General features: G+C 44.6%; 12 protein-coding genes. All 12 read left to right on the top strand.

The features are described 5' to 3' along the window. Positions 1-374 precede the first annotated feature (374 nt). The 12 genes from lysC to guaB all read left to right on the top strand — a co-directional run bounded on the left by lysC (position 375) and on the right by guaB (position 13,830). A complete protein-coding gene (gene lysC, locus BG260_RS10585; protein ID WP_069132535.1) occupies positions 375-1,718 on the top strand; it encodes a lysine-sensitive aspartokinase 3 in 1,344 nt (447 codons plus the stop codon). Positions 1,719-1,729: 11 nt separating this feature from the next. Next, a complete protein-coding gene (locus BG260_RS10580; protein WP_069132469.1) occupies positions 1,730-2,404 on the top strand; it encodes a dihydrodipicolinate reductase C-terminal domain-containing protein in 675 nt (224 codons plus the stop codon). Beyond that, entirely contained in the window at positions 2,401-3,282 is an 882-nt protein-coding gene (gene dapA / locus BG260_RS10575) for a 4-hydroxy-tetrahydrodipicolinate synthase (protein WP_069132467.1), read from the top strand. The genes BG260_RS10580 and dapA overlap by 4 nt, the downstream gene beginning before the upstream one ends. 1 nt (position 3,283) lies before the next feature. Further along, complete coding sequence (locus tag BG260_RS10570; RefSeq protein ID WP_069132466.1) at positions 3,284-4,030, top strand: 2,3,4,5-tetrahydropyridine-2,6-dicarboxylate N-succinyltransferase; 747 nt, start codon at positions 3,284-3,286, stop codon at positions 4,028-4,030. Positions 4,031-4,110: 80 nt separating this feature from the next. Continuing rightward, the gene (locus BG260_RS10565) at positions 4,111-4,557 is read left to right on the top strand and encodes a single-stranded DNA-binding protein (RefSeq protein WP_069132464.1); all 447 of its coding nucleotides are present in this window, start codon (positions 4,111-4,113) and stop codon (positions 4,555-4,557) included. A gap of 119 nt (positions 4,558-4,676) precedes the next feature. Beyond that, complete coding sequence (locus tag BG260_RS10560) at positions 4,677-6,068, top strand: hemolysin family protein (RefSeq protein ID WP_245683954.1); 1,392 nt, start codon at positions 4,677-4,679, stop codon at positions 6,066-6,068. 2 nt (positions 6,069-6,070) lie between these two features. Further along, positions 6,071-7,126 (top strand): UDP-N-acetylmuramate dehydrogenase, encoded by a 1,056-nt coding sequence (murB, locus tag BG260_RS10555; RefSeq protein ID WP_069132462.1) that lies wholly within the window; start codon positions 6,071-6,073, stop codon positions 7,124-7,126. Beyond that, the gene (locus BG260_RS10550; RefSeq protein WP_069132460.1) at positions 7,126-9,000 is read left to right on the top strand and encodes a DUF2779 domain-containing protein; all 1,875 of its coding nucleotides are present in this window, start codon (positions 7,126-7,128) and stop codon (positions 8,998-9,000) included. Before murB ends, BG260_RS10550 begins: the two co-directional genes overlap by 1 nt. A 46-nt stretch (positions 9,001-9,046) precedes the next feature. Next, positions 9,047-10,537 (top strand): M48 family metalloprotease, encoded by a 1,491-nt coding sequence (locus tag BG260_RS10545; RefSeq protein ID WP_069132458.1) that lies wholly within the window; start codon positions 9,047-9,049, stop codon positions 10,535-10,537. A 9-nt stretch (positions 10,538-10,546) separates the two neighbouring features. Beyond that, positions 10,547-11,839, top strand: a complete 1,293-nt coding sequence (purB, locus tag BG260_RS10540) for an adenylosuccinate lyase (protein ID WP_069132456.1) — start codon at positions 10,547-10,549, stop codon at positions 11,837-11,839. Between the two features lie 80 nt (positions 11,840-11,919). Then, positions 11,920-12,243 carry a hypothetical protein gene (locus BG260_RS10535; protein WP_069132454.1) on the top strand — a complete coding sequence of 108 codons (324 nt, stop codon included), beginning with the start codon at positions 11,920-11,922 and terminating at the stop codon, positions 12,241-12,243. A 111-nt stretch (positions 12,244-12,354) separates the two neighbouring features. After that, complete coding sequence (gene guaB / locus BG260_RS10530; RefSeq protein ID WP_069132452.1) at positions 12,355-13,830, top strand: IMP dehydrogenase; 1,476 nt, start codon at positions 12,355-12,357, stop codon at positions 13,828-13,830. Positions 13,831-13,853 lie beyond the last annotated feature (23 nt).

Raw genomic sequence — 13,853 nt, 5'->3', positions numbered from 1 at the left:
TAATCAGCTTACTTTTTTTTCTTATGACGGTTTTTGCGCAGTCGCTTTTTCCGTTTGTGCTTAGCAATCTTTGCTCGTTTTCTTTTCTTTCCGCTTGGCATGAATAATCACCCGGTTGATTAAATTAAACTTCTTGTTCCAAGAGCGATATTATAAAACACCGCCATCTGAATGAGTCGAACAAAATACAAAATCTTTTCTTCAAATCTATACTATCTGAGAAAAGTAGGTTTAGTATTTCAGTAGCCACAACACATACAATGTTGAGAACATTTCATCTGAAAGAGCCTGGAAGAAGTAAATAACATCCATTTAAAGATGAAATGGGGGCGGTAAATTCCTATATTCGCAACCGCATTTTAAAACAAAATTCCATGCCAGATTTAGTGAAAGTTGCCAAGTTTGGCGGTACGAGTATGGCCGATTTTAACGCCATGCGACGGTGTGCCGCTATTGTATTGTCCGATCCGGATAAAAAAATTGTTGTAGTAAGTGCCACGGCAGGAACCACCAACCTGTTGACAGCCATTGCAGAAAGCCGATCCGACAGTGAAAAGCTGGATTTGGCAGATCAGATACATAAGAAACATTTAGAAATATGCTCACAGCTGACCGGTAATGAGGAGCTTCTGAATAAGGTTACTCTTCTGCTCGATCAGCTTAAGGATAGAGCCCTTGGCGGGCCGATGACACCTCAGTATAGGGATGAGGTTCTCTCTTATGGTGAGCGATTATCGTCCACAATTTTTGCAGAGGTTTTAAGAGAGCAGGCCGGGGAAAAAGTATCCTGGCTCGATGCAAGGGAGATCATTGCAACCGATCAAAATCACGGGAGAGCCGAACCGGATATAGAGCAGATTGAGGTCAATGCCAGAAAGAAGCTCTTGCCAAACCTCAAAAACCGATGTTTTGTAACTCAGGGATTTATCGGAAGGTCAAAAAGTGGAGTGACCACAACACTGGGTCGAGGAGGAAGTGATTATTCTGCGGCGCTTTTTGCTGAGGCAGTGAATGCAGATGTACTTGAAATCTGGACCGATGTAACAGCAGTCTATACTACAGATCCAAGAATTGTAACGGAGGCCAAGCCGATCACAGAAATCAGTTTTAATGAGGCAGCTGAGCTTTCTGTTTTTGGAGCTAAGGTTCTTCATCCCGCCACAATGGTGCCCGCTATCAGAAAAAATATTCGTGTTTATGTTGGGTCTAGTCTTGAACCGGACCAGCCGGGCACCTGGATATTGAAACAGACGAAAAGTCGTCCTGTAATTCGAGCCATCAGCCTGAGAAGAAATCAAACATTGCTAACGGTGCACAGTTTGGATATGCTCCACCGGCACGGTTTTCTGGCCCGCCTGTTTAAAGTACTTTCAGATCACAAAATCAGTGTGGATTTAGTAACAACAAGTGAGGTAAGTGTATCCCTTACGCTTGATACGGATGTGACCACCCCGGGTACGGGTTATCTTCCTGATGAGGCAATTCGTGAGTTAAAAACATTTTGTGAGGTTGAGGTTCAGCGAAATCTCTCCCTTATTGCTTTAATTGGGAATAACCTGCATACTACATCGGGGTTAAGCGGGCCGGTATTTAGTTCGCTGGAGGGTATTAACATTCGGCTGATTTGCCACGGCGCAAGTTCACACAATCTCTGCTTTTTGGTTGATGAAGACCGTGCAGAGAGCGTGGTCCGGACACTCCACGAAAAGTTCATTTAACAAACAGAGTTATGAGAGTTTCAGTTATAGGGACCGGAAAAACAGGGGGTGCAGTTGCAGATCTGTTGGGTAAAGACGCCATTCGGTTCGATTCAGAAAGAAGAGCCACTGTAGAAGAAATTGAAAAAACTGATATTGCAATTGTATTTGTACCGGGTGAAGCTGCTGACGAAATTGTGGAGTTGCTATTGGAGGCTAAAGTACCGGCAGTTTGGGGAACAACCGGCTACGAGTGGCCTAAAGATTTACCGGACCGCGTAAAAGCAGCCGGTGCCCGTTGGGTTATCGGCTCAAATTTCAGCCTTGGAATGAACCTGATCCGAAAGGCATTGAATATCTTTGGAAAGGGTGCCGAATTGCTCGAAGACCCGGAGTATCACATCCATGAAGTTCATCATGTACATAAAAAAGATGCCCCGAGCGGTACCGCACTCTCATGGCAAAAGTGGTTAAATCGGGATGCATTGATCTCTTCAGATCGGCAGGGTGATGTTAAAGGAATTCACAACCTGCATATCAAAACTGAATTTGAGTCGATCTATCTTAAGCATGAAGCTCACGATCGAAAGTTATTTGCACAGGGAGCAATCTGGACTGTGAACTACTTGTTGAAGCACCCCGAAATACCGGCAGGAGTCTATTCATTTTCATCAATTTTTGATCAGGCATTTTCAGAACTGTTATGAAGCAATTAAAACTCTGGACCGCACTCATTACCCCGATGAAACAGTCGGGAGAAATTCATTTTGAAGATTTAGAGAAGCTGATTCGTCGGCAGGAACGTGCCGGTAACGGAATTCTACTGATTGGAAGCACCGGTGAGGGTTTGGCACTGTCCGCATCAGAAAAAAGAGAAATAATCGCTTTTGCTGATGGATTGAACCTGTCGGTTCCTGTGATGGCGGGAGTGGGAGGATTTCAAGTTGATGAGCAGAAAGATTGGATACATTATTGCAATGGTAAAAACGTAGATGCTTTACTGTTGGTTGCTCCACTCTATGCAAAACCCGGGGTTGAAGGACAGAAGGCTTGGTTTAGATCGTTGCTTGATGAAGCCGAAAAACCCTGCATGATCTACAATATCCCATCCAGAACAGGTGTGAAAATACCGCCGTCGGTGTTGATTGATTTGAAAGATCACCCAAACTTTTGGTCAGTAAAAGAGGCCAGTGGCAGTATCAACGATTACATGGAGTTCAGGGAAAAGTTACCTGATGTTCCGCTGTTTAGCGGTGATGACGGTTTGATGCCGTTTTTTGCAGCAGCCGGATCTGCAGGTTTGGTCTCCGTTGCATCTAATGTTTGGCCCGAAGAGACTTCATTTTATGTTGATTGCTGCCTGAATGGTGATACAGACTCTCTTTTCCCTGTATGGAAAAAAGCTGTTGAAGCACTTTTTTCTGCTCCAAATCCCGTGCCGGCAAAGGTTCTGTTAAAGCTAAAAGGCATCATTGAATCGGAAATGTTGCGATTACCGCTAACTGCGGCCGATGTAAAAGAGAAACAACGATTGACGAAGATAGACACAGAAATTATAAACTGGTATAAGAACAATAAGGCTTGATATGAATTGGGAAGAAGTATTAGATCAACTGGAAGAAGGTACCGTGAGGGCAGCAGAAAAAAACAGTGACACCTGGAGCGCAAACATTGATGTAAAGGAAGCGATTTTGGCAGCCTTCCGGGAAGGTAATAATGTGAACTATGGCGGGATTTACGACGGTTTTGTGGATAAGCACAACATACCACCAAGAATGTTTGAAGCTGAAGACGGAGTTCGCCTGGTACCCGGAGGTTCATCGGTCAGGCGCGGAGCCTATGTAGCAAAAGGGGTGATCATCATGCCGCCGGCATATGTAAATATTGGGGCGTATGTGGATGAAGGGACCATGATCGACAGCCACGCATTGGTTGGTTCCTGTGCTCAAATTGGAAAAAATGTACATCTTTCAGCCGGAGTTCAGATAGGCGGTGTGCTGGAGCCTGTTGGATTGAGCCCGGTTGTAATTGAAGATGACTGTTTTATTGGTGCCGGTTCGGTAATTGTGGAAGGGATATTGGTGAAAAAAGGTGCAGTCATTGCACCGGGAGTCACTCTCTCAAAATCAGTTCCAGTTTATGATGTTGTGAACGAAAAACTGTTGGGTAAAGGAGCACCGATCCCGGAAAATGCGGTAGTGATCCCCGGTTCAAGACCCATAAAAAATGAGTGGGCTAAATCGGTAGAGTTAAGCGCATACTGCCCTGTAATTATTAAATATAGAGATGAGGGAAGTGATGCATCCCTTGAGCTTGAAAGCGCGCTTCGATAAAAAAATTTGAATAAATTCTGTAAGGGACCTGAAAAATTCTGTTCTTATAGATAGAACGTTAACAAAATGATTAAACAATTATGAGTTCATTAAATAAGGTGATGATAATAGGCCGATTGGGAGCCGATCCCGATGTACGATACACGCAATCAAATACAGCAGTTGCAAACATGAGCGTTGCAACAACCGACAGATATAAGGATAGAAACGGTGAACTGCAGGAGAAGACCGAATGGCACCGTGTGGTGGTATGGAATCGTCTCGCAGAAATTTGTCAACAGTATCTCAAGAAAGGGTCGCTGGTTTACTTTGAAGGTAAACTCGAAACCCGTGAGTGGGAAGACAAGGAGGGGCAGAAGCGCTATACGACAGAAGTAAAAGCCTTTAATATGCAGATGCTTGACAGCCGCGGGGATCAAGGTGGCGGATCGCCACAACAAAACTCCGGCGGAGGCAAACCTGCATCTGCTCAGTCTGTTAATTTAGGCGATGATTTTGATGATATGGATGATGACCTTCCATTTTAATTCGCGTAGCGTGAATTGACAGAACATTTCGTATTTTAAGGTGGACGATCCTTTGATCGCCACCTTTTTTTATTCATATTGTTTTATCTGTTTAATTAACACTAATTAAGTACTGTTTTTTGGAAACGATCGACGAACCTCCTAGTCATCCGATACTATTTTTTTCCAATCAGATTCTACTTAATGCAGCCCCGCAACTGGAATCTCTGAGCTACACCGAACTTTCCATCGAAATTGTTTTGATGTTGATCGGGCTGCTGCTCAGCGCACTATATTCCGGATCAGAAGTGGCGTTTTTTTCATTGGTAAATCAAATAGAGCAGCTTAAACCAGAAGGAGAGAGCGGGGGAAAGGATAAAAAAATCCTGAAGATGCTTCAAAAACCACGCCGGCTGCTTGCTACAATTCTTATTGGTAATACCTTCGCCAATATTATTGCTTCAGTAACCGCTGCAGTTATGACCGGAAAAATTGCGGCTTTCTACGGGTTTTCTGAAGTGATTGTCTATACAGTGGAGATTATTGTCTTAACCTTTATGATTCTGATTCTGAGTGAAATCACACCGAAAGTGATTGCCATAAATAATCCGCTGAAGGTGAGTCGCAGAATGGTTGGATTCATCTATGCCCATTTCATCCTGTTTACTCCGGTTTCAAAACTAATTGCCGAGAGTACCATGAGTTTGGAACGCACGCTTCCGAAGCCGAATAATAAGATGACGGCCCAAGACCTGAAAACAATGGCCGAAATGAGTGAGCAGGAGGGGTCGCTGAAAGGAGATGAACGTGAAATTATCGAAAATGTGATTGAGTTCGGAAATATCACGGTTCGGGAAATTATGACCTCCCGGGTAAATATTGTGGCGGTTTCTGTTACGGCAACTCTCGAAGATGTGATTCAGCTGATTCGTGAGAAGGGGCTTTCCAGAATGCCTCTTTTCGAAAATGATTTGGACAATATTTCAGGCGTAATTTATTCGAAAGATGTTTTACCGTATATCAATACGCCGATGAGTGAGAATCTAATCAACTGGAAAACGATCGCCCGAAAGGCACTCTTTATTCCGGCAACAAAAAAACTCGATGACCTGTTGAGGGACTTTCAGCACGAGAAGACTCACATCGCCATTGTTGTGGATGAGTATGGCGGAACCGAAGGGATTGTAACTCTCGATGATATTCTTGAGGAGATTGTCGGGGATATTGGAGATGAATATGATGACCAGGAAGAGAAGCTCTATACAAAGTTTAAAAACGGAGTGTACATCTTTGATGCAAAAATTGACCTTGATGATCTGGATGAGATTCTGAACACTTCTATCTCTTCTGATGATGATGAATTTGAAACTCTTGGCGGCCTGGTCTATCACCTCACAGAAAGAATTCCGAATGTGGGAGAGCGTATGACCTATAAAAATCTTGAAATGACGGTTCACTCCGTGAAAAATAACCGCGTTAAGAAGTTGCGGGTTAAACCGGTGCCGGCTGAACAGAGCAGGACCCAAGTATAAACATGTCAAAACTTTCCACGTCTGCCGATCACAATAGTTTTATCAAATCCAATGTGGATTTACGGAATTTCAACACCTTGGGAGTAGCTGCCACAGCCGATACATTTTACGAAATCAAGAAACGTGATCAACTGTCTGACCTTTTTGATCAAAACATTTTTCAAAACAGTATGCCGGTTATACTTGGCGGCGGAAGCAATGTATTGATCAAGTCGGATCTGACATCTCCGGTTTTGAAAGTATCTATTCCGGGAATCTCAGTGGTGGAAGATAAAGGTGGAAAAGTTACCGTTGAGGCCGGAGCGGGAGTTTTATGGCACGATCTGGTGACTTGGTGCGTGAAGAAAAATTTTGGCGGAATTGAAAATCTGGCTCTGATTCCGGGAACTGCCGGCGCTGCTCCTATTCAAAATATTGGGGCGTACGGAGTTGAATTGAAGGATGTTTTTCAGTCTCTGGACGCGTTTATGATTGAATCGGGGGAGTTTAAAACCTTTCAGCCCGAGGAGTGCCACTTTGGCTACAGAGACAGCATTTTTAAAAATGAACTGAAAGGCAAAGCCATCGTCACAAATGTGAGGCTGACTCTGAGTAAACCGCCTCACACGATCAACACCGAATACTATGCCCTTGAAAATCATTTGAAGAAGAGAGCTATATTCGATCCGGTAATTCGCGATGTTTATGATGCTGTTGTAGAGATTCGTCAATCTAAACTGCCTGACCCGAAGTTGATTGGAAATGCGGGAAGTTTTTTCAAAAACCCCATTGTATCGAATCAAATTTTTGAGAAAATAAAGAGAGATTATCCGGATGTGCCATCATTCCCTGTAGATAATCATCAGGTGAAGGTACCCGCAGGGTGGTTGATTGAGCAGGCCGGTTGGAAAGGAAAGAGAGTTGGAAATGTTGGAACCTACAAAAATCAAGCGCTTGTCATTGTAAATCACGGAGGAGCTACCGGAGAAGAGATCTACAATTATGCCATGACGATCAAACATTCTGTTGAAGAGAAGTTTGGAATTGAACTGGTTCCGGAAGTTAATGTGGTAGAGTGATGGGGAATTCTGAAATCAATGATTCGCTCTTTTTAAAGAGTATCTCCTGCCCGCTCAAGTTTCATTTTGTTCGAAGTGGATTTCATAACAGAAAGCCCTATTTGCCGTTTAAACAGCGTAATAAACTTCTTTTACGTGATATACTTGCATCCAAATATGCTGATGCCATTCAAACGTCAGATTCTGTTCAAGAAGCGATCAAAGAGACAGACAAACTTTTAGAGCGTGATAGCGTTACGATCTGCGGAGCGGTAGTAAAATGGGGTGATTTCGTAACGAGAATACCCCTATTGTCTAAACGGGGAAATGTTTACACGATCGTCCAAATACACGGTAAATTACGAAGGCGGCAACATGGTGGAGTGGTGCCTGTTCCGCCTTTGAGTAAATCTACAGAGGGGTATCTTGTAAAAGCTGCGTATCGTATGGCTATTTTACAGAAGGCCCTCATGCCGGATGATTGTAAGGTTGAATTCTTCTTTCCGGATAAACGATATCGTTCAGGGTTTGATAATCTGCTGCTCGATCTGAAGTCCAATCAGAAGAATTCTGACCGTGAAAAACTTCGTGATGAGATAGATCATCTTTTCACCTCAATGGATGCGACTGCAGCAACAGAAGCAGCCATAATTGCCATTCCTGAGTCGATCGCTCATCACCAGATTGCCGGCCGGAGCATATATGATGTATTGACGGATTTATCTGAAGGAAATTTTAGCCATCCAAACTCTCTGAATGTAACTCCCCATGAGGAGTGCGGAAGGTGTGAATTCAGAGGAGAGGGATCAGATAGCGAAGCGAGGTGCTGGAATTCATATTTCGATGGGGACCGGAAGTCGTTTCCGGAGAAGCATGTGTTTGATTTAATCGGTCACGGCAATCAGCAGTTGCTCTCAGAAGAGAAGTACTTTCAGGAAGATTGTCCTTTGCCGGATGAGGCAACATCATTTGATAAGCTTCGAAAGAATAATCCAAGAGCCATAACCATTCAGCAGCGACGGGAACTTCAACTGCTCAAAGCGCATCATAAAAAAATACCTGATGTGTGGCTGAAATCGAATGCCCTTGGGTTTGATCAGATTTTATATCCACTGCACTTTATCGATTTTGAAGCGGCTACCTACGCCATACCGATGAAGCGGGGGATGGGAGCCTATAGTCCCGTTTACTTTCAATTTTCCTGTCACACCTTGTATGAATCCGGGGAAATAGTACATGCCGAGTGGCTGGATGATCGTGCAGACAGCGGATACCCGCACCTTGAATTCATTCATCAGCTTGGTAAAGTAGATTCCATCTTTGACGGGAACCTGATTCAATATTCGCCATTTGAATCACAAGCGCTTCGGTTTCTTCTTCAGGAGATGGAGCGTAATTCTATGCTATACAGTAAGGAGATCGATATTTTAAAACGACTTCTCTATAAGGATGGGGAACATCACAACCATCGGATCTTTGATCTTAGCAGATCCGTGCGTGAAGGTTATTACAATAAGTTTATGGATGGCAGTATTGGGCTAAAACAGATTTTGCAAAGTGTTTTTAAGCTGAAGGTGCTGTCGGGTCAGTCGGGTCAAAGCGTCGCGAATATTTATGATAGGGAAGTCGATTTCAGCAAAGTGAATCATCAAACAAACTTTGATCCATACTCCTTACTGCAACACTCTACATATAAAATTGATGATGGTGAGGCAGCAATGAATGCATATATTTCGCTGAAGACCGGTCGGTTATCCAAAGAGGAGTCTGCTGAAATTCCAACCCTTCTAAGGCGCTATTGTGCCATGGATTCTTACGCATTATTCATAATTTATGAGCATCTTCTTGAACTGATGAGGAATTCATCGAACTATGAAAATGCAGTGATAGAGTGATAACAGAATGTGAAGTGAAAAATTTACAGAATCAATAAGGATCGTTATGAAAAGAGTTTATACAAATGTATTGATCGTACTGAGCTTTGTGCTGTTTGCGTCATCTTGTGTAGTGCAGCAAAATCCTGTTTCAGGAAATAAGAGAGCCTACGCCTACTCATGGCAGCAGGAGATTGAAATTGGCCAAAGTGCTGACGGCGAAATTGTGTCGCAATACGGTCTTTACGACGATTCTGACCTGGGTGAATATGTAACCCAATTGGGTGAAGAGTTGTTGGAAGTTAGCCATATGAGGCGTGAAGGAGCTGCTGATATGTTCAAGCAGACGGAGTTTACGTTTCGAGTGTTGGACAGCCCGGTGGTGAATGCATTTGCACTGCCCGGAGGGTATGTGTATGTAACCCGTGGCCTGCTCAGTCATCTGAATAATGAAGCACAACTTGCCGTAGTTGTGGGGCACGAAATTGGCCACGTAGCCGGACGGCATGCATCGCAGAGAGCATTGAGTCAGCAAATTGGGCAGGTGGCCGTTATTGGGGGGTCGATTTTAGGGCAGGAGCTTTTTGGCCTACCTGGCCAGTCACTTCTGAATTTAAGCAGCCAGGCTGCGCAACTGCTTTTTATGAGCTATAGCCGTGATCACGAACGAGAGTCAGACCGGCTCGGTGTGGAGTATTCGGCCATGAAAAATTATGTAGCAGCTGAAGGATCGGAATTTTTTACCAGCCTAAGACGAATTTCAGAAAAGTCGGGACAAAGCATTCCGAATATGTTATCTACCCACCCAAATCCGGGAGAGCGTGAAAAGACGATTCCACAACTTGCTGAAGAGTGGCGTCAACAAGGGTATGAACAAACTATTTACGGTACAGAGCGGTATTTGCAACTGATCAACGGAATAGTTTTTGGCGACAATCCACGTCAGGGATTTTTGGATGACGGTCGATTTGTTCACCCCGATTTGGAGTTCTACTTTCCCGTTCCAAATCAGTGGCAGTTGATTAATCAGCCTTCGCAGGTTGTTCTTGTAAAAGGTGAGGGTGAGGCAGTGATGATTATGCGAATTGATTCGCAAAACTCGACACCCAGAGAATCTGTTAACCAGTTTGTTAATCAGGAGGGGTTTTCGCTGAATGAGTCGGGCGAGGCGAGAAGCTCACAAACGTGGAATGCATACCGGGCTGAAGGTACGATAGAGCAGGATGGAACCACGCTGGGGGTTCACGTTTACTCAGTTGAATTTATGAACAGAATTTATCGATTTATTAACTATACAACAGCGGCACAATACGATAACCATGTTGATGACTTTAACCTAGTAACTTCTCGATTTGATCAGCTTCGGGATGAGTCTCTCTTGAGTATTCAGCCGGTCAGATTGCAGGTTGTTGAGGCGGATCGCCGCCGGCCGTTTAACGAATTCCTTCCCGGCGAGCTCCCCATGGATATTGAGCGGGAAGATATTGCCATCATCAATCAGGTGGAACTTGATACAATGATTGAACCCGGAACCTTACTAAAAATACCAGTCCAGTAAACAAACCTTATGATTGAACGATATTCACGAAAAGAGATGTCCGACATCTGGTCGGAACAAAATCAATTTCAGGCCTGGCTTGATGTGGAACTTGCCGCTTGCCGTGCGTGGAGTAAAATTGGAAAAATACCCTCCGAAGAAGTCGACCGCCTGTACGAAAAATCTACCTTTGATATTGATCGTATCAAAGAGATAGAAAAAGAGACTCGACATGACGTCGTTGCGTTTACAAGAACCGTTTCAGAATCTCTTGGTGATGAGAAGAAGTGGGTACATTACGGTTTGACCTCCACCGATGTGGTGGATACGGCCAACGGCTATCGATTAAAACAGGCAAATGAGCTGTTACGTGAGGATCTAAAAAGATTTACTGCAGCCCTTGCTGATAAAGCAAGAGAGCATAAACTAACGGTGATGATGGGCCGGACTCACGGAGTTCACGCTGAGCCGACAACCTTTGGTTTGAAGTGTGCTCTGTGGTATGCAGAAATGCAAAGAAATATGGAGCGCTTTGAGCATGCGGCTAAAGATGTGGAGTTTGGGAAAATTTCCGGCGCCGTGGGTACATTTGCTCATATTCCGCCCGAGGTGGAAAAGTATACATGCGAAATTCTGGGTATTTCACCGGCACCTGTATCAACCCAAACCCTGCAGCGCGATCGGCACGCCTACTACATGGCAACACTTGCTGTTATCGGGGGAACGCTTGAAAAGATTGCGGTTGAGATTCGTCATCTTCAGAGAACGGAACTACGCGAGGCGGAAGAGTTTTTCCGCAAAGGGCAGAAAGGGTCATCGGCCATGCCGCATAAGAGAAATCCTGTCAGTTCAGAAAATATAACAGGCTGCGCCCGGGTCCTTCGGGGGTATATGATTTCTGCATACGAAAATATGCCTCTCTGGCACGAGCGTGATATTTCTCACTCATCTGTAGAACGCATTATTTTACCTGATGCAACCATCCTTCTGGACTATATGCTGAGCCGATTTTCTGGTGTGATGGAGAAGTTGATGGTCTATCCTGAGAATATGCTGGAAAACATGAACAAAACTCACGGATTGGTCTTTTCTCAGCGTCTGCTCCTGATGCTCATCGATAAAGGACTGAATCGGGAAACCGCCTACGATACGGTTCAGCCACTGGCAATGAAAGCCTGGGAAGAAAAACGTGATTTTAAGGAGATCGTCAAGAAAGATGAGACGATTCAGAATAATCTTTCGGATGACGAAATCGAAGAGGCGTTTAATCTCGCGCACCACACGCGCAGAGTGGATGAAATCTTCGAAAGAGCCGGTCTGTAAAAAAAGTTTTTAAGGGGTGACATATTGATGTCACTCCACGGCTTTAGATTGTGTGTAAATCAAAAATAAACCACACAATCATGATGAATGCAGCCATTAAAAAAACTCAGGTAACTCCCGAAGATCAAGTTCTGAACCTTATCTTTCACAAAGCGGAAGCAGAGTACCGCGAAGTAGAAGAGATGCTCGCGCTTCTTGGCTGGGGTGAGCTGCCGGACGAACTCAAAATGGTTATCGAAGAAGATGTGAAAGGGTATATCGATGAGCTGAAAGGACAGTTCTGCACAAATTCGGAATGGGTTCAGCGCAGAAGAGAGAGCGTAGACTTTTGGGTAAACAGCTATATGGACGGAATTTGCTCGATGGAAACGGCGGTAAGCTCTCTGCGCGTGAACAGGTTATAAAAAGTTGATGCCTGCCTAAAGTTGAGACGATTATTTGTGAAGATTTGAGCTAAAGAAGTTTGGCAGGATTTCTTATCTTTGCCAAAACGTAAACCAAGCGAAGAATTTTTCATGGATAACTCCTCTCCCTTCTCACGAATAACCCGCCAAGGGCTGACGTACGATGATGTTCTGTTAGTCCCAAACCACTCTAAAGTTCTGCCCAGAGATGTAGACACCTCTGTTCAGCTTACACCAACGCTCAGGCTCAATACACCTATATTCAGTGCTGCCATGGATACGGTTTCCGAATACCGGATGGCTATTGCACTGGCTCGAGAAGGCGGCATTGCCATGCTCCACAAAAATATGAGTATCGAAGAGCAGGCAGAGCAGGTACGTCTGGTAAAAAGAAGTGAAAGCGGGATGATTGTTGACCCTGTTACTCTGCCGGCTGATGCCACCGTGCGAGATGCCCGCGCTTTGATGAAAAAGCACAAAATTGGCGGGATTCCAATCGTGAAAAGTGATAATGAACTGGTTGGAATTGTAACAAACCGTGATTTACGCTTTGAACACTACGTAGATAAAAAGCTGGGCGACATCATGACCAGCGAAAATCTTGTAACAGCCAAGGAGGGAACGACTCTTGATGAGGCAGAGCAGATACTGCAAGAGTATAAGGTAGAAAAACTGCCAATCGTTAACGGAAACGATAAACTGGTTGGGCTGATTACCTTCAAGGATATTGAGAAGAAGATGAATTTTCCGAATGCATGTAAGGATGAAATGGGGCGCCTGAGGGTTGGCGCCGCGGTGGGCGTAACCCCCGACACAATGGACCGGGTGGATGCACTTGTTGAATCCGGCGTCGATATCATAACGGTAGATACGGCTCATGGCCATTCTGAAGGAGTTATTCAGACGGTGCGCAAAATAAAAGAGAAGTATAAAAATTTGAATGTTGTGGGCGGTAATATCGCCACACGCGCGGCTGCCGAGGCACTGGTTGAAGCCGGCGCAGATGTAGTGAAAGTGGGAGTGGGGCCCGGTTCAATCTGTACAACCAGAGTTGTAACAGGAGTGGGTGTTCCGCAGCTTTCAGCTATCATGGAAATCGCAGATTTTACAAATGAACGCAATATCGGTCTAATTGCAGATGGTGGAATTAAACAGACGGGTGATATCCCGAAAGCACTGGCCGGTGGAGCAGATGCCGTAATGATGGGATCGATGTTTGCCGGTGTGGATGAAAGCCCGGGTGAGACAATTATTTATGAATCGCGGAAGTATAAATCCTACCGTGGAATGGGCAGTGTAAGTGCAATGCGAAAAGGGTCTAAAGACAGATACTTCCAGGATGTGGAGGATGACCTGAAACTGGTTCCTGAAGGGATTGAAGGAAGAGTGCCGTATAAGGGATATCTCAGTGAAGTTGTTCATCAAATGGTTGGTGGAATGCGCGCTGCTATGGGGTATGTGGGTGCAACGACCATCGAGGAACTTAAACAGGCGGAGTTTGTTCAAATCTCGGCCGCAAGCTACAAGGAGAGTCACCCTCATACCGTACAGATCACGAAAGAGGCACCGAACTATTCTGTATCCTGATCATTTAGAACCTCAGTATTAAA

This window comes from Rhodohalobacter halophilus, from assembly GCF_001715195.1.
Taxonomy (GTDB): domain Bacteria; phylum Bacteroidota; class Rhodothermia; order Balneolales; family Balneolaceae; genus Rhodohalobacter; species Rhodohalobacter halophilus.
Note: the sequence above shows the minus strand (reverse complement) of the source record. Positions and strands in the feature narration are given on the sequence as shown.